At 24.9% G+C, this 20,182-nt stretch carries 5 protein-coding genes; all 5 read right to left on the bottom strand.

What is annotated here, in order from left to right; translation table 11 throughout:
* Window positions 1–28: 28 nt before the first annotated feature.
* The gene (locus ACZ5EC_RS00510) at window positions 29–1,750 is read right to left on the bottom strand and encodes an RHS repeat-associated core domain-containing protein (RefSeq protein ID WP_464303016.1); all 1,722 of its coding nucleotides are present in this window, start codon (window positions 1,748–1,750) and stop codon (window positions 29–31) included.
* 281 nt (window positions 1,751–2,031) lie between these two features.
* A complete protein-coding gene (locus ACZ5EC_RS00505; RefSeq protein ID WP_464303015.1) occupies window positions 2,032–2,211 on the bottom strand; it encodes a hypothetical protein in 180 nt (59 codons plus the stop codon).
* 231 nt (window positions 2,212–2,442) lie between these two features.
* Window positions 2,443–3,450 (bottom strand): hypothetical protein, encoded by a 1,008-nt coding sequence (locus tag ACZ5EC_RS00500; RefSeq protein WP_464303014.1) that lies wholly within the window; start codon window positions 3,448–3,450, stop codon window positions 2,443–2,445.
* Between the two features lie 29 nt (window positions 3,451–3,479).
* Window positions 3,480–16,298 (bottom strand): RHS repeat domain-containing protein, encoded by a 12,819-nt coding sequence (locus tag ACZ5EC_RS00495; RefSeq protein WP_464303013.1) that lies wholly within the window; start codon window positions 16,296–16,298, stop codon window positions 3,480–3,482.
* Between the two features lie 91 nt (window positions 16,299–16,389).
* Window positions 16,390–20,019: a hypothetical protein gene (locus tag ACZ5EC_RS00490; protein ID WP_464303012.1), complete on the bottom strand. Its 3,630-nt coding sequence runs from the start codon at window positions 20,017–20,019 to the stop codon at window positions 16,390–16,392.
* Between the last annotated feature and the right edge of the window lie 163 nt (window positions 20,020–20,182).

Here is a 20,182-nt window from a genome sequence, read left to right as displayed (position 1 = left end):
ATTTTTATTTCCTTTTATCATTTCACTATTATAATCCATATAATCCAGGACATACCTTATACATATCAGGATAATTAATAGAATCATTATTATTTGTATTATTATCTATATTTTCATATATTGAGTTTACAATTGGAGAAGTTATGTAATTTTTTATAAATCCTCTTGCACCAATAGCATTTAAAATGCCTTGTATCACTATACCCCAACCAATTTCTATTGATGGAAAGACTGTTATAAATTCAGGAGCAAGACCTACGGAAATTAAACTTAATCCTAAAGAACCTACAGCACTTATCTCATTTATTATTAAATCTGTAACAATATTTATCATTTCTTCTTTACTTATATCCCCATCATCTATTAAAGATAAACTTATATCTGTTACCAATGTTAAAATAGCTGTATCTCTTAAAGTACCCATTAAATAAAATTTAACTCCATATCTGAAAAAGGTACTTCTATTTATCCTTCTTATATTCTTTCCAAGAACATTTTTTACTTTACCTTTTAGTATTATTTTTCCATCTTTGCTATATCCTTTTATTCCATTTTCTAAATATTTAATTTGTAATGATCCTTCATCAGAATTATCTGTAATAGTTTTTACTACTTTTTTATTATTGATTAATATTTTTTTAATATTTCTTTCCATTTCTTTTATTATATTATTATCATTTGAATTATTTGTATCATTTCCATATCCTATTTTTTCTGACTCATCATTATATTCTGTAAATTTTAAACCCTCTCCATCTGAATCTGTATCTGTATCCTTTATATCATTATCTTTGTTATTATTTGTATTATTACTTAATGTTGTATCTGTAATATTATTTTTAATAGTTTTTGATGTTCCATTATTATAATAAAGAGTTGTTTTATTTTCAATCTTATAATCATATGAATATGTACCATCGGCATATTTATTATAGTACCATGTAATATCATTTTTATTTTTAATATTTATTACACCTATTTCTTGATTATCATTTTCAGTAAATCCATAAGGATTCATTTCATTGTTAATAGAACTCAACCCCAATGGATCAAACCTGCTTACAGGATCACTCCCTGAATATGCATACCAGTTTATCCCATCAGATGCTGGATCTACTCTATTAAATCTTGCCAATCCCGATAAATAGTATCTATTCTTCGCATAATAGTTGCCACTTTCTATATCCTGCATATGCGATGCAAATATTGGGGATACTTCTTCAACAGAGTTTGTTTCTTCAATTACATTTGTATTGTTGTTATTATTTAAATTTGATATATCATTTTCATTTTTCCACAATTTGGCTACATCCCCATAAGGATAATATTCAAAACATTGTTCTATTGTCCCTTCACCATCCATTGTAAATTTTAATGATTTAATGTAGTTATAGTAATAGAATAGTAATGCTTTTTTATTGAACTCTTTTATTATTTCAATAGTTTCATTATCATATGTTATTGTTTCTAATTGTGAGATAAAGGAAAAATAGCCATTCTTATCTTTCCTCTTTATCCTTACAAGTGGGACTAAAAAGAGAAAGATATAACTAAATGATGATTTCTCTTTCCCATTATCTTTTTCTATATATCCAATATTTCCTTTTACATCATATACCATCACCTCCTTTAATTTATTATCTTTATTAAATGTATCTTTATATACCCTCTCATTTAATCCGTTATATAAATATTTTCCGTAAGATATAACCTTATTTGATATCAATTTTGTATATTCAATTAATCTCATTTTCAAATTATAGGTGTATTTCTCTTTTTCATCCCTAATTAAAGAAATCTTTTTTATCAAAGAACCATTTAAATCATATATGTATCTATAACTTTCTATTAAATATCTTTGACTATCTGTTCCAGAATATGATTCTTTTTTTGATGTTAATAATCTATTTGTTAAAGTTGAATATGTAAAAGTTTCAATAATTGTATAGTCCCCTATTACCTTTGTTTTAGTTAATATATTTCCCCTTTCATCATAAGTATAGCTAATATTAACATTAGCAGCATCTACAATTATATATCCTCTTCCCTCTGGTAATATTTTTGCATATTCATCATAGCTTGAAACTTGTAAGGAAATGTCTTCTCCTGTTTCACTTTTATTAAATACAACTTTTTGTTAATAATAAAATTAAAATTATTAAAATATTTAAATAATTTAATAGTTTCTATCATCATTAAAATTTTTCTCATTAAGACAGTTATGTAATCTTTTTAGTTAATCTTTTTTATGCATTTTTAAAAGACTAAAAATATTTTCTCTTTAGCCTTTGGCAACTGACAATCACTCGAAAAATTTTAATAATGATAGACAAAATAAATAATTTAATTTATTTTTATTTAATATTTATAAATACAATAATTTCAAATTTTATTATTAACTGCATCTACCACGGGGATAAATTTTATTAAAATACCTATTTTTTAACTATCTTCCCTTTTCTTTTTTTCTTTTTCAAGTTTTCTTTGTTGCTTTCTTGCTTCCTTTTCCATCTTTCTCTTTTCTACTTTCTTCCAGAAAATTTCCTCTATCTCATTCCAGTGACATTTCATCTTTACATTATTCTCTTTTTCATACTTTGTTATGTAATATAATGGTATAAGCATCAATAATGTTCCTCGTAAAATGTAAATATTAAAAAATACAGCAAATAATTTAAAAAACATATCACCAATTAACCCTAGACCACCACCTTTTTTTGATGAATTATTTCCTATAGATAATGCAACTGCTGTTAATAATGGGGATGCTGGTAATAAATATTTTATCATTATTGCTTTTATCTTATACTTTATCCCTTTATATTTCTTTCTATCATAATCTCCTTTCTCAAGCATTTCCCATTGCATCTGGGTTCCCCTTGTAGGAGTTATTACATAATCTACAATCCCTCTAAATATATGTTTCTTTTTATCTATAAAACTATATATATATTCTTTCTGCTGCTTATCTTTTAATATAATTATCAACAATATTATTATTGTTAATAAAAATAATATCCCTACTTTTGGTTCCATTACTGCTAATGGATATCGGAATTTCCTGTAGTTAAAATAAATTACATAAACACCAAATCCAAAAAAATTTGATAATGTTAATATTCCTCTTAATAAAAGCATACTTTCAACATATAAAATACCTTTTAAAATATTATCTCTCTTTTTTTTTCTATAGTATAAATACATTAATCTATTAACAATTATTAAAGAAATATATATTATAAATGCTAATAATGCTATAACTAAATTATGATGTCTATATTCTGGCCTTATACATATTCCTAATGGAAAAAACAAAAAAACAAAAAGAAATGTAAAATTTTCCCAGAATCCCTTTGTTAGATTATCTTCTCTTGCAAAATATTGATCAAATATTTTATATAGCCTCTCTTCATCTGTATATCTTTTATATTTTCTTTTCTTTCTTTTCATATTTTTATTTCCTTTTTATCTGTCCAATATTACATTCCAGGGCATATGTTATATATTTCTGGAAAATTTAATAAATTATTATTATTTGGATTATTACTATTATTTTGATATATGGAGTTTACAATAGGGGATGCTATATAATTCCTTATAAATCCTTTTGCACCAATAGCCTCTAAACCCTTTTGTATACCATAACCTAAGGCAATTTCCATTGCTGGAAAGACTGTTATTGTAAAAGGGAACCAATAAACTGCCAATAAACTTGCTACTAAAGAACCTCCAGCACTCATCTCATTTACTATTAAATCTGTAACAATATCTATCATTTCCTCTTTACTTATATCTCCATCATCTATTAAAGATAAACCTATATCTGTTACCAATGTGAAAATAGCTGTATATCCAAAAGTATCCATTAAATAAAATTTGACTCCATATCTGAAAAATGTATCTTTATTTATTATTCTTATATTCTTTTCAAGCACATTTTTTACTTTACCTTTTATTATTATTTTTCCATCTTTGCTATATCCTTTTATTCCATTTTCTAAATATTTAATTTGTAATAATCCCTCATCTAAATTATCTGTAATAGTTTTTACTACCTTTTTATTATTGATTAATATTTTTCTAAGATTCCTTTCCATTTCTTTTATTATATTATCAATATTATCATTTGAACTATTTATATCATTTCCATATCCTGTTTTTTCAGACTCATCATTATATTCTGTAAATTGAACATCATTTTCATTTGAATCTGTATCCGTATCCTTTATATCATTATCTTTATTATTATTTGTATTATTACTTAATGTTGTATCTGTAATATTATTTTTAATAGTTTTTGATGTTCCATTATTATAATAAAGAGTTGTTTTATTTTCAATCTTATAATCATATGAATATGTACCATCGGCATATTTATTATAGTACCATGTAATATCATTTTTATCTTTAATATTTATTACACCTATTTCTTGATTATCATTTTCTGTAAACCCATAAGGATTCATTTCATTGTTAATAGAACTCAACCCCAAAGGATCAAACTTACCTACAGGATCACCACCAGAATATGCATAATAATTTATCCCATCTTTTGCTGGATCTACTCTATTAAATCTTGCTAAACCTGATAAATAATATCTATTTTTTGCATAATAGTTGCCACTTTCTACATCCTGCATATGGGATGCAAATATTGGGGATACTTCTTCTATGGAGTTTGTTTCTTCTACAACATTTGTATTGTTATTATTATTTAAATTTGATATATCATTTTTACTATTCCACTCTTTTGCCACATCCCCATAAGGATAATATTCAAAACATTGTTCTATTTTCCCTTCACCATCCATTGTAAATTTCAATGATTTAATGTAGTTATAGTAATAAAACAATAATGCTTTTTTGCTAAATTCCTTTATTACTTCTATAGTTTCATTGTCAAATGTTATTGATTCTGATTGGGAGATAAAGGATAAAGAACCATCTTTATCTTTCCTCTTTATCCTTACAAGAGGAACTAAAAATAGAAATAGGTATGAAAAACTTGTTTTTTCTTTTCCATTATCTTTTTCTATATATCCAATATTTCCTTTTACATCATATACCATCACCTCCTTTAATTTATTATCTTTGTTAAATGTATCTTTGCAAACCCTCTCATTTAATCCATTGTATAAATATTTTCCATAAGATACAATTTTATCTGATATTATTTTTGTATATTCAATTAATCTCATTTTCAAATTGTAAATATATTTCTCTTTTTCATCCCTTATTAATGAAATTTTTTTTATCAATGACCCATTTAAATCATATATGTATCTAAAACTTTCTATTAAATATCTTTCATTAGAATTAGCTGAATATGATTCTTTTTTAGATGTTAATAATCTATTTGTTAAAGTTGAATATGTAAAAGTTTCAATTATGGTATAATTACCTATTACCTTTTTCTTTGTTAATATATTTCCTCTTTCATCATAAGTATAAGTTATATTAACATTACCTGCATCTACAACTATATATCCTCTTCCTTCTGGTAAAATCTTTGCATATTCATCATAGCTTGAAACTTGTAAGGAAATGTCTTCTCCTGTTTCACTTTTATTAAATACAACCTTTTTAATATCTTCTAAATAATGTAATTTTAATTGTTTTAAATTGTTCATATTATTGTTAAACTTTATCCTTATTATACCTTTTTCCAATATAAAGTTATATTTACTTTTATCCAAGAATATCCAGGTTCCATCATCATTGTAATATACTTCAAATAAAGATTTATTAAATTTTTCAAGTATCTGGCTATATTTGTTATTTAATTCTGTGGAATCTGATGTTATAGAATAGAGAGAATAATATATACCTGCCTCTTTCACATTATTTATTTTTTCTCCATTTTTTGAAAGGTTAAATATTATTGAATTCTCACTCATATCTATATACCAGTTTGTATTTAATACCTCATTGTTGTTATTATCTTTATCCTTTGTCTCATCTATATGCCAGGTGTTATTATTATCATTTGATGTAGTATTTGTTGTATTACTACCATCATCAAGGCCTAAATCAAAATTACTTCCTGATAAATATTTATTTGTTTCATCTTTTGATATTTGTGGATAAAAATCTTTACTTATGTAATATATATCATTTTTATTTGCAGATAATTCCATTTTTGTTTCAATGGGCATGGTTAAGTTTGCTTCTATTAGTCTTCCAAATCCATCATAGCTAAATTCTTTTGTTGATTTTGAAAGATTGATACCTATCTTTTGTAAATATTTTCCAGTTTCTTCAATCTTTTCTATTTGATTTTTCTCATTAAAAATTAAATTCTCTTTGTATAATATTACATCATTTTGAGTTACACTAATACTATTTAACCTGAATCTCTCATCATAATCATAACCAATCTTTGTCCCATTTGAGTATTCTATATCACCTATTTGCATAAACCCATTAAAAGATATATCAAATAAACCTGTAGTTGATTTAAAATTTAAAAAATCATCATAGGTATTTTCAATATATTTAAAATCAGAATCCTGTTCTGTTTTAACAAGTGATGCATATTTTAATATCCCTTTATTATCATATTTTAACTTTTGTTCATATTTTTTACCATTTATATAGTCTAACTTCTTTACAGGTTCATCATAGTCATTGTAAATGAACATTGTTTTAATATTTGATTCTGTGCTAACCAATACTGGTAAGTTTGCAGGTGTTGATATTGTCTTTTTAAACTCATATTTTCCTTCTAATGATTCTTTTTCATTTTCCCATTGCTTATAGAATAAATCTTTATTTTCTTTCCATTGATCATATAAAGAATAATCTTTAAAATAATTCATTTTATTCATTACAAAATATTTAATATTTTTATTTTTAATATATTCTTTTAAATTATTATCTATATCTTCTTTTAATACAATATCTTTTGATAAATTAAAATCTATTTCAGGAACAACTATTACTCCATCACTTCTTTTTATATATTCCACATCTTTAATATCTTTATACACAACTTTATTAAATACATATTTTAAATTTCCACCACTTGTTTGATTCTCATCTATTGAGAAACTATCATAAGGATATATTTCATAATTAATGTATTTTTCCTTATTGTCAATATTTTCAAACCCTATCGCATTGTATGTTATAACTCCTGCATTATCTTTTTTTGTTACATTACCGGTTCTATCATAGCTATAGTTTATCTCATAGCTTTTATTATCAGAAGATATTACTTTCACTTTCTTTACTGTTCCATCTGAATTGTAAAAATATTGTTTTTTTATTCCTGATTCATTAATCTCTTCAATTTTTCTTGATAACCCATCATAGGTTATACTTTTTATTAATTTTTCTCCTGTCCCTTTCTGGGTATATATTTTTACCACATTTCCATATATATCATATTGATAATGTTTATTTAATCTTCTATTTCCTTTATTTGATACAATATATTCTTTTTCCAATCTATTAAATCCATCATAAATATATTTTTTTGTAATTTTATCTTTATCTCTAATTTGAACAGCATTACCCAATACATCATATTTTATCTCTTTTGTTATAATTTGTTTAGCATCAGAATGATAATATATAATCTGTTTTACTAAATTTGAATCTATATCATAAATATTAAATACAAAATTCCCCCTTCTATCTTTTTTATAAATCACTCTTCCTGAATTATCATAGTAATTTATTACCATTGTTTTTTGTAAATCTTCTGTTAAAGTTATTTCATTATTACTATTATTATTGTTACTTATAAAATCATTTAAAACATTTTGATAACCTTTTAATGATATTATAAAGGATGGGTTTTTTTTGTATAATCCTGTATTGTTATCATCAATATATGGGGGCTCATAATTGTAATAAAGGCCATTTGAACCAATTGTTGCTTTTAATTTACCTGATATATCATATAGATAATAGGTATATGAATCTTTATTCTTACCTCTTGTTGCTATTAGTCTGCCTTTATCATCATATATTTTAAAACTTATCTGCCCATCTACATCTTTAAAATATACCTTTCTCCCCTGTTTATCATATCCATATTCTTCATAACTTCCATCAAAATATGTCTTTTTTATAACCTCTCCATATATATTGTATTCATATTTTGTTTTTAAAGTTTTTTCACTACCATCTATATTTACTTTCAAACTCTCCTCTATCTTTTTATTAAGATTATTAAATTCAGATTCTATCTCTTTCCTTTTTGTAATTATATTATCCACTCCATTCAGTTCATATTTCCCACCAATATAACTTACAAAGGGTTCTAAATATTGTGATTCTGGATACAATATTTTAGCCTGATTCCCATATTTATCATATTCATAATCTATTGCATATGATAGATTTCCATCAGAAGAATATTCTACTGTTTCTGTTAATTGTTTTAAATCATTGTATTCATTTGTCTTATAGTTTAACAAACTATCATTAAAATATTTTTTGTATTTTAAATCAAACCCATCTATATCTGTATATTTTTCTATTATGTATTTATTAGAATTTTTTATTGAATATTTTGTGTATTTTATCTTGTTTACAGGATTATTTGTAATATCAGTAAAACTACCCCATAAATATTCTATTTCATATAACTTTATATCACCATCATTATCAACATTTAAATTTGATGGAATAATATATTGATTTGTATTATTTGTATTATTTGACATTGCTGATATGTTTAAATAAACTTCTTTAACTCTTGATAAAGCATCATAAACCCTTTTTAATATCTTTCCTGATGGATAGGTCATTGATATCCTGTTTCCAAGACTGTCATATCCTATCTTTATTGTATATTGTTTCCATATTTTAGTGGAAGGGTCTAATATAGAATTAACATTAATATTGTTATTGTTATTACTATTTTCAAAATTATAGTTATATATCCCAATAATATGTGATAACCCATCAAATTCATAAAGGTTGAAAGATGTTATCCCCTCTGCTTTTGTGCCTTTATTGTTATTTAAAAAACTTTCTGTTTCTGAGAATATATACTCTTTTACATTGATATTATTATTATTAATAAAATCATCATTAAATGTTGAAATATAGCTTTGCGATAATTGTTCAAGCTCAGCTTCTATATTTTCATTAAATCTATCCACATAACTAATTACACCAACAATATTTTTAGAAAAAAGATAAAAGGTTTTAACAGGTGTTTTAAATATTTTTCCCTCATTATCAAGATAGGTTGTATTATTGCCAATCTCCCTTTTTATATCCCCTGTGTTATAGTATTCAAAGGATGTTTCATTGGTTTTTCTAAAATTTTTATTTTCATATATATAGGATATATTTTTCAATATGGTATCAAATACTGTATCAAAGACTATCATTTGCTTTGTCAAAGGGGTATTATTAGCAGTTTTTGTAATTATTTGAACCGGTTGCGGATAACCACTATTATATGTATATTCTTTTTTTAATCCTGTTCTTGATATTGAAGATTTCATTCTTCCTGCAGAATCATAAGTATAATAATCAACCCGTCCTTTATTTTCTACCTCTTGTTTTAAATTTTCAAGGGTTGTATTGTTTAATACTGTTGCTGCCCCTATATATCCACAATCTGATACCTCTTTAACATTGCCACTGTCTTCATCGTATCCATAAATTTTTAAATATTTTTTAGCTGCATCCTTATAGTAAACTACATCATATTCAGCCACATATTTAAACTTATTCCCATTATTTAGCCTTTTATACCCTTTTTCATCTATTTCATTATTCTTCTCTATCTTGACAACATTACCTTTATTATCATAACTATATGAAACATCCTCTATTGTTGTCCCGCTACTTTCTGTTGAATAATCTTTTTTTACAATTCTACTTACCCTGCCACTATATCCACTTACAAAACTCTCTCCATTTATATCCTTCCCCTCTTTTGCATAGATCTGCTTATATACCACCATCTTCCCATTTATTCTATCAATTACTATTCTATACTCAAATTTAGCACCATTTATAATTTCACTTGATTTATATATTGTATAACCTGTTGTATCTATTGTTTTACTATAAGGGAATATAAATAGAATCTTTCCCTCTTTTTTTACTTCTATCTTATCTTCATATATTTTTATTGTTTTGTTACCTTTTTTAAGCTGAATAAAACTGTTGTTTGAACCTGCTGAAATAGTGTATCCTGAACCATAAGCACTATTTATACTTCTCAATCCCTCATAAAAACTTTTATTTTCTATCCTTACATTACCATCATTATTATGGTTATATTCAACATATTCTCCATCAGAGGAAAATAAATCAGTTCCTTCTTTAGTATAAAAACTACTTCCTTCTCCCATAAATGTGTAAGATTTTAAAAGTTTATTATTATCTTTATCAGACACCTGCTTTGTATTAAATATTTTCATATATTCGTTATATACCCTCTTTTTCAATCCATTTGCACCATAATAACTTACCAGGGTTGAGGTAAACCTGTCTTTATACCCTCCTTTTGATTGAAAATATTCAAACTCGATTTTTGCATGAACCTGCCAATTTTTATTATAACTTATCTTTTTTATACATACATCTCTCTCAAAATCTTTATTTTCATTTTCATAAGGTTTTGAAAAACTTTTCCTTTCAAATAAATAATAACTTCTTCCCCCTTCATCATTTAATATTTCAATATTATCTATATCCCATTTAGTTAAACTTCTATATTCTGTTCGTACTTGAACTTTTCTTCCACCTTTTATCAGGGTTATTGTTTCACGATTATCTGAAATTGTCCTATCTATATTTACAACATCATATTGTGATAAATTTTTTGAAAAATAATTATTATCTGATATAGCAGATACCTTTTTTATACTATTAACTGTGCTATATTTTTCTGTCTGTCTGTATTTATCTGATAGATATTTTGTCATTGTTAAAACAGTATCATTGTAATTGAAAAAATATTTTTTTTGTAATTGCCCTGCACTATATACCTCAATATGCTCAATCTGTGGAACATCAATATTTTTACTGTTATCTGTATCCTCTTTCCAGTATTTTTTTGTTTCTGTATGTGTATGGCCATTTTCTGTCCAAATAGTTTTCTCTGTAACATACATCTCATATTTTTTGCTATACTCCCTTTTTGTATAGTAAAAATCTATATGGTTTTGTCCTGTAAAATCCTCTATTCTTTTCAATGGTGCAATTATATCTTTATTATATAAATTATACCCGATATCAACATAATCATTATTCCCTATCCCTGATAGGGCATCAAGTCCTGCTGATATCGCTTTTAAATAATTTTTTACCTGACTCCCTTTTAATTTATGAACTTCCCCTTTAAAATACCCTTCTGCATCAAATGAATATTTTGTCCCATCTTTAAAATATACATTTATTGATTTTTGTCCTGCTGAATCAATAACTTCTGCTTCAAAATAGATCTCCCTGTTGTATATGCATCTTCCATTTACAAAGAATAGTTTATAACTTCCTCCATTTTCAAGATGTAAATACCCATTTTCAATGTAAGGGATCATATACCCATAATTGCTGGAAACTGGTGCAATTTTTGAATTAACCCCATCAGAACTGAAAAGCCCCTTTAATTCAAAGGAAACTCCATTTGAACTTTTTAATACTTCTTCAGTTCTGTCAACATATACAATTCCTGACCCTTCATCAACATATTCATTATTAAAAGAGAAATAATTATTACCTGATACAATCCCCTTCTTTATTTGTGCTGACATTTCTGGTATATCAAATTTATATGTTGAAAAATGGTGAATAAACCCTTTAAGCTTTCCACTTTCGCTATCATAATAGGTAAGTTCCGGTTTCCATTCCCCTGCTTCTTTATCATAATAGTAAAGTATCATATTTTCAGGTTCAACAACTTTTTCTTTTATTGTTGAACTGCTTGCCTCAAGTGATTTTACATCAATTGTTAGTTCAACATAATCTTTAAATTCAACCCCTTCTGGCTCTAAATTGATATATACTCCACTGTCATAATCTTTTTCTTTATCATTATTTTTTGATACACTCATTGCTATCTTTTTTATATTTTCTACACTATTTCCCTTAATCTTAACACTAACTTTATCAACATCATTTTCTACTACTGTATCTTCATTCTCTTTTACATCCCCTATAACTTTATTCTTTCTTGCTGACCCCGGTCCAATATTACCAGCATGATCTATTGCATAAACTGTATATACATTGTATCTAAAAGCTTCTCCTTCATATGCTGGCTTTTCATCAGAACCATCATCTGAAAAACTGCAATCATTTTTGCTTCTATCCTGGTCTGTCTTATACTCAAAGTGTTCAACTTCTCCTATTAAAGCTCCATTTTCATCTAAATGATAAACTTCCTTTTCTATTTTATACGATACTGTATCTTCTGTTGGCTTTTCAAAACTTAAAAGGTTTATCTTTCCATCATAATTTACTTTAAAATTCTTAACAGCTCCCGGTGGGGTTATATCATATATCCCTATCCAGTTTATACTACTTTCATTACCTGCTTTATCAACTGCTTTTATAACAAAAGAATTATCCCCTTCAACTTTAAATTTGATCCACCTGCTATATATCTTTTCCCCTTCTACCTCTTTTACATAACATTGCTCTCCATCTATATATACTTTATCTGGATTTGCATCTTTTATCTTTATTTCAAGCTCAATCCTTTCTTTATTGTATGCCTCATCTTTATTTAACACTATTATTTCAGGGGCAATTGTATCACAAACAAAATTGGCTGAGTTTACACTTACATTCCCAGCTTTATCTTTAACAAACACAGAAACAATATTATCCCCTTCTTTCAAATCCTGTTTATTCTCAAATTCACATTCACCATAGCTACCTGCTAAATCAATTCCTGTATCACCAATATATCCAGAACTTATTGCCTGTTGCTTACTATATACCTGCCCTCCTATATCAATACTTTTTAAAACATTTTCAAAACTTTGAGAAATACCATTTATTTTTAACTGCTCAATACTATATTCTTTTGCACTAAACTCTAAACCTATCTGCCTTTTATTGGTGTAATAATTACCATCATCTTTATTGTAATTATATTGCCCAAAATTTTCGGCAAAATTGATTATGGCTGAACTTTTATCTATATATACATAAAATTCTTTTGATGCAAACTCCCCTAACCTATTTGAAACTTCAACTTTTACTCTATTTTTTCCATCTATTGCATTAATAATAGCAAGTTCATCATTAATAACATATCTGTCTTTACCCTGTTCAAATGAATAAACAATCTGATTATTAAATTCTCCATTTAAATAAATAACAACATAGCTTATTCCACTTTCCTCATCTTTTGCATCTATTTTTATTAAAGGATCATAATTAACCCAATTTTCTGGATAAATAACTTCATTTATTTCAGGGGGTGTTGTATCATAATCTATAAAATCTTCATAATTGTATCTATTCCCTGCCTTATCATAAAGTGCTATATCAATCTTATTTTTTTCATCTTTTGATATATAGTATCCAAAACAAAGAGTAGCATCATTATTATTTGAATCTGCTGAATTATTGAAACTAATATCTGGATCTATATTATCTGAATAAAGTTGCTTTTCTGTTGAATATTTATAAATACTGGCTCCATTTGAAAGGCGGGTTAAATATTTTAAAAAAGAGACTTTTCCTGTTTTAGAAAATACAACATAAAATTTATCATTTATTCGCCTGAAATACGCATCCCCTTTTACTTTAATCTTTTTTGAAAGCCCCTCTAACTTTATTTTTACTTCTCTTCTAACCCCTTCAAAATTATAGGTGGATAATAAATATTCATTTTCTCCATCATCTATCTTTATTTCTATATCACAAATTCCATCTTTAAAATCATATTCTTTTCCATTATATATTATATGATCAATATCCCAGTTACTGTTAAATAAAGTTAAATATCTTTTTCCAGCTTTTATTATTCCATCACTAAAATAATGAATATAATTGCTATTGCCTGTATTATCTTTTTGATATCCATTACCATTTCCATTAATCTCTTTTAACTGCCTTATTTTAAAATACTGAACAATTTTATTAAATGTATCATAACCATACCTTGTTTCATACCCTTTTTTATCAACAATATTTTTTATTGTTCTTTCACAGGATAAAGTTGAAGTTATCCTGCTATCAAATTCCCCTTTTTGTTTTAATACTTCCCCTTCATTATAGAATTCATCACTTCCAGCATATAAATTTATTATTGTTGATAATGTATCATCGTTTTCTATGTTTTCTTCTGCTATTTTTAATACATCATCATTTATTACATCTGTCCAATCTTTTATATTATTGCAGCTGTAAGTATTATTATTAAAATTATTTTTATTTTCTTTATTATTTTTCTCATTATTTCCATTTATATCATCATCTATATCAATTCCCCTGACCTTTTTTACCTCATCAAATAATTTAGTTTCATCACCATTTTCAAATGTGTAAATACCTTTATTTGCACCTTTTATATAGTAATTAAAATATTTTGTCCCATATATTTCCACTTCATAATATTTAATATTACCCTTAATCCTTATTATCCCTGTATTCTTATATTCTTCCAATGGAACTATTTCAATCATCCCTTCCTTTAAGTTCAGTGAATACTCTATCTTTTTTCCATTAAAATAAATTGAAAGTTCCTTTTTTATCCTATCCTTCTCTTTACCTCCACTATCTTTATTTTTCCCTTTACTATAAAAATCATCTTTCCCATCTTTATCTAAATCTAAATATCCATATATCCTGACTCTATCAATAGAAGAATGCCCTTTTAATAAAAGGTATTGTTTTTCTTTTAAAACCCCTTTATCAACTTTTCCATCATTTAATAAATTTGTATCACAAAAATAGTTTAATTTCCCATTTTTGTATAAAGGATAAACCTTAAAAAAATTAACTTTAACTTTACCTGAGGGAGATAAATATTCAATTAAATTAAATCCACTTCTAAAATATGAAGAGCTTACCCTGATAAGACTATTGCCTTCAAATACCCCTAAGAATCTGTAATTTAGAAAAATGTATGTTTTTGTCCCAACATCTAAATTAATATATCCATTTTCTATATTTTTTGCATCATCAAGAATAAATCCATCTATATTGTAGTTATAGCTACTATCTATATTATTTCTTATCCCATTTAATAATGAACTTTCTCTTGCTCCTTTTCCCCATAACTCTATCTCATTAATCCTTACCATCTTCCTTTTGAAATTATAGAATTCTAAAAGGATATCATTAACCTTATCTATTTTATTTCTGCTCTTAAAATCCTCATCAATGTTAAGTGATATCTTATTAAATTTATTTCTATAAAATTTAGTCCCATCTATGTCTTTTAAAATTTCAATATATTTTCCCTCTCTATTTTTAACTTTTACCCTTAAAAAGGCTGGTATATATCCCCATATTTTTAAATATTCAACATCAGCGAAATTATCAGTTTTTAGATATACACCATTTGAAGTAATATAGTATTTATATAATGTTGTATAATTTATAATATCATTATCACATATTTTTTTCCCAATTTTGTTCAAATATTTTAATTTTGCATGGGTTTTCAGTTTTAATGGCCCTGTATACCCTGTATCTGAAAGTGAATAAAATTTTATTCCACCAATTTTACCTTTAAAATTAAACTTAATCAAAATATTATCTGTAAATATTTTATTTATATAAATCTCATTTTTACCTTTCTGTAAGTAATATTTTCCCCTTTCAAACTCAACTTTACCACCTTTAATGTAATATATTGTAATATAGCTATTGCCTTTATATTCATTATTTTTAAAATTACCATTTCTTTGATTTACTTTGTTTTCACTATCAACCCCTTCAATTTCTAAAACATTAACATCAATTTTTACAATCTCTTGCTTTTTATCAAAGTAAATTCCAGCTCCATCAGAACCTGTTGTTTCTATATATGTTTCTCCTTTGTTATCTATAAGTTTAAAAATATTTTTGAAATTGTGTTCAATTATTGATTCATTACTGTTTACTTCTACATTAGAAATATTTTTCTTAATATCTCCATCATTAAAGGAAGAAATGTATTTTATACTATATATTGAAACCTCATTAAAATAATCTGAGTAATTACTCCCTTCTCCATTTCCATATACTTTGATAGAAAAAATATCCTGTGAAAAGATTTTTTTTAATATATTATTATCATAATAATCTGAAACATAAATATTAAGTACATTAATTGCTATTAAAACAAGAATAATTGTTATTAATCTTAATTTTTTACTCATTTTTTATCTCCACAATAAAAAATTCAATTTATATTTGCATTACTTTTATATTTATTTTTATTTTACACACTTTTATTTATAGTATGTCTATTTACTTTACATAACCTGAAATATATGTTTTTAAATCCATCAGGTTTTCATCTGTATTTATATTTAAATCATTTAAAATAATATCCCTTACACCATTTAGAACCAGTATCTTTGATTCAACTAATGGCAGTGTTCCTGTATTTATATGGATTAAATTATTAATATTACCATTATTTGTATTATTGTTGTCTGAAACATATGAGGCTAAAATATATTTTTCAAAAAATTCTATAACATTATCTTTATATGCACTGTTAATGATATTTTCAATACCTTCATTTGAATAAAAAAGCAATGATACTTTACTATTTGTTATATATACATTATCAAAATAAACAAGTGTCTTTGAAGATAACGGAATATCATTGCCATCTTCACTTTTATATGTTGAACTTACTTTATTAATAACAAGGGTTAAAAAATCTTTATACCCATTTATATTATATCCAGCACTATTGTTATTACTATTGTTGTTATCAATAAAGTTTATATAAGGATTTTCATTTACTAGCATTAAAAGGTTTTCTGTTTTTTCAAAAAAGATTGCAGAGTATGCATGGTCAATTAAAAGATTTTTTAAATAAAGATTTCCCCCATCCATTAAATATATACCACCAAAATATTTTTCGCAATTCTGGCTATTATTATCTGGACTACTATTATTAGTTGTATCCATGTCTACAGCTGAAATATATGGCACATGATAAAAGTCATTTCCATTTTCATCATTACCTTCAATAATCAATGTTCCATAAACAATTATTTTTTTATCATTTTCAACTTCAAGACTACCTGATGTATTTACATCATAGGGCACATACAAGACTATTTTTGTTTCACCTGCTATTGTTAGGCTACACCCTTCTGGTACAACAATACTTTTAGATGTATATAAAGGGCATAAAGTCCATTTTATATATACATCAGTCTCCTCATTAAAATCAGGTGAAATATCAATAACTTTCTGTAAATAAGCTTCAAAAGCATGTGGATCTATCGTTATTTGTTTTCCCTCAATCTTCTTTTCCTGTTTACTCTGATTTTCTATATCAAAACCATAATAATATGTATTAATCTTTATATTTATTGGTTTATTAACTGGAAGTCCTTTTATCTCAAAATAATAATTTGTTGAAATTGGATCTTTTTCATACACTATATTCTCATCAGATATATTTAATCCATGTTCATCAAGAACCTCTACTTCAAATTTGTTACATTTTATAAATTCATTTTTAAGCTTTAATCTGAATGTGTATCTACTATCATCATTTTCCATCAAGGAAAGTGAAGATAAAATAAATTCTTTTTTCAATAAACCCTCTGTAGCTACAACTTTTGTTGATGGTGTATAAAATGTCCTATCTACAAAATTTAGTCCTGTTTTATTTATAGTATTATCACTATTTGAATTAAATGTATTTCCCGCATAATCACATAAATTAAAATTTATTTCAAATTCAATCTTTCTATTATCAAAATAGTTGTATTTTATCGCATTTTTTTCATTATTATATTTTACTTCAACATTATAAATCTTTATTTTATAATCTTTTAATTCATCAGGTATCACAATATCTTTATTTTCATCAACAAATACAGAAATATTAAAATCATCTTTATTAGTGCTAGTATCATTTAAACTAATATTATTTTTAATAATTTCTTTAATATCTGTACTAGTACCTTGATTTAAAATATCATACCATTCTGTACTTCCATAAGGTGAAATTTCAAGTGATGTTTTATCAAAAAATACAATTGAAAATTTTAACCCTTTAACCTCTTTTTGATTTATTTCATTATTATTTGCATTATCAAGTATATAATCCCCATATATAAAATCCTCTTCCCCAAATTCCGAATTAATATATTTTATGTTATTATTATTGCTATCTTTAAAATAACCATCAACACTTTCATTATTAGATAAATCTTTTAAAAAACCATTAACTTCAGAATTTTTTAAAACATAAACTTCAGGCAGTTTCGTATCAATAAATACATATGATGAGCTTTTTGATACTGTATTCAGAAGAATATCACTATAATCAACAGCTATTTTAAATTTTTCTTTATCAATACTGTCATTTATTAAATTGGATATATCAATATCAATATAGGGGGATCCATTATTAATATTATTTGAAGATTCATGAAATGAAATTTTTTTATTATCTATATCTATAAGTGTAATAGATTTGTCAACTTCTTCCCACCCTTTTGCTTCATTATATTTAGTTATTTTAATTGTCATATTATTTTTTATATATTCTTGAAAACAGGAAGAGGATATTGATTTAGCACCAATAAGTTTTGATAAACTTATTTTTAAATCCCCATCACTATTGATAACTTTAATATTTTCAAAACCATTATTTGTTATATCTATATATTCATTTTTTTTATTATAAAGCTGAATATCATAATCACTAATTAAATTTCTTATGTATATAAATTTAAAATTATTATTTCCATCTTTAATTTTATCACTATTCAATGTTATCCCATTGGAATCTGTTACAGAGATTGTAAAGTAAAATTCACCTATTTGATAATTATTAATAATATCATTTAGAACATTAAGAATAGAAATTTTCTCCCCATTTTCATAGGTATAGGTAAAAGTGGGATTCTTTGGAAAAGTTTCTTCATCTTCTCTCTTTAAATAAGCATTCACAACAATTTTTGAAATTGTTGGAGTTAGATCAATTCCTCCACGAACAAAACTGCCAATTTTTCTACTTAAATTAAACTTTATTGCCGGAGAATATATTGTTTTACCACTTATTGTTCTTCCTGAAAGATCATTTGATGGAACAATTATATTACCTTTACCATCCTTTTGATTAAAATAATATTTATTTAAAGGAACTTGATAATTATTATAAAAATTATTACTACTAAAATCTGATGAATGAACACCTTTTAATGATGAAGATGTTGTAATTGTTATTTTACCTTTATCCTCTTTATATGCTGTATATGCATAAATTTTACCTCCTTCTTTTGATATTAATTCTATTTTATAATTACCATAAATTTTTCCCTTAAAAATTATATTTATTTTTGAATTAGATGATTGGATAAAAACAATTTTTTTATTAGAATTTAGTTGAATATTATTTGAAAAAATTATGTATATATTATCTGGAAAATCTATAATTTTTTGTTTATAAATATAATGGTATTTAATTATTTTATTTTGAGTTTCTCTTTTTATAGTATTACTATAATTACTATTTATATAATTAACAAAAATCAAATCTTCTGAAAAATTATTAATATTATTTTCATTTGGTTTTTTAATTTGATAATTAGAAATATTTATATTATTATTGCCAATATAATCTTTAACTAAATCATTAATATCAATTTCAGTATATATATCTTCTGTCTCTTTAGGATGTATATCATTATTTTGATTAGATGAGTCAGATGATGTAGAATCATCAGTATCATCGTCTCCACTGACGCCACCACCTCCAACACCTGGATCTATAAAAACTGCTTTTATTATATTTTTATTTATTTTTAACCCTGATTTATCAATTGTTATATTTATCCCTGAAAAAAGAAGGATAAATAAAAATAAAATTAAAATCAATTTTGTGATTTTTATTTTTCTCATAATCATCCCTTAAAATAAAATATTTTTTAACTATAACTTTTTATTATAATAGCTATAATTAATTGGAATAAATATATTTTGAAAATTTTTATATCAATAAAAATATTTTTCAACAATTTTTTAATTTTTTTTAAAAAAATTTATTATATTTAATAAAAATAAA

Source organism: Exilispira thermophila (genome assembly GCF_055389015.1).
This window is presented reverse-complemented; position numbering and strand designations above follow the sequence as displayed.

Coding starts and splice junctions, on each gene's coding strand:
- ACZ5EC_RS00510 (WP_464303016.1), bottom strand. CDS start 1,750: ATGAGATTAATTGAATATACAAAATTGATATCAAATAAGGTTATATCT.
- ACZ5EC_RS00505 (WP_464303015.1), bottom strand. CDS start 2,211: ATGAGAAAAATTTTAATGATGATAGAAACTATTAAATTATTTAAATAT.
- ACZ5EC_RS00500 (WP_464303014.1), bottom strand. CDS start 3,450: ATGAAAAGAAAGAAAAGAAAATATAAAAGATATACAGATGAAGAGAGG.
- ACZ5EC_RS00495 (WP_464303013.1), bottom strand. CDS start 16,298: ATGAGTAAAAAATTAAGATTAATAACAATTATTCTTGTTTTAATAGCA.
- ACZ5EC_RS00490 (WP_464303012.1), bottom strand. CDS start 20,019: ATGAGAAAAATAAAAATCACAAAATTGATTTTAATTTTATTTTTATTT.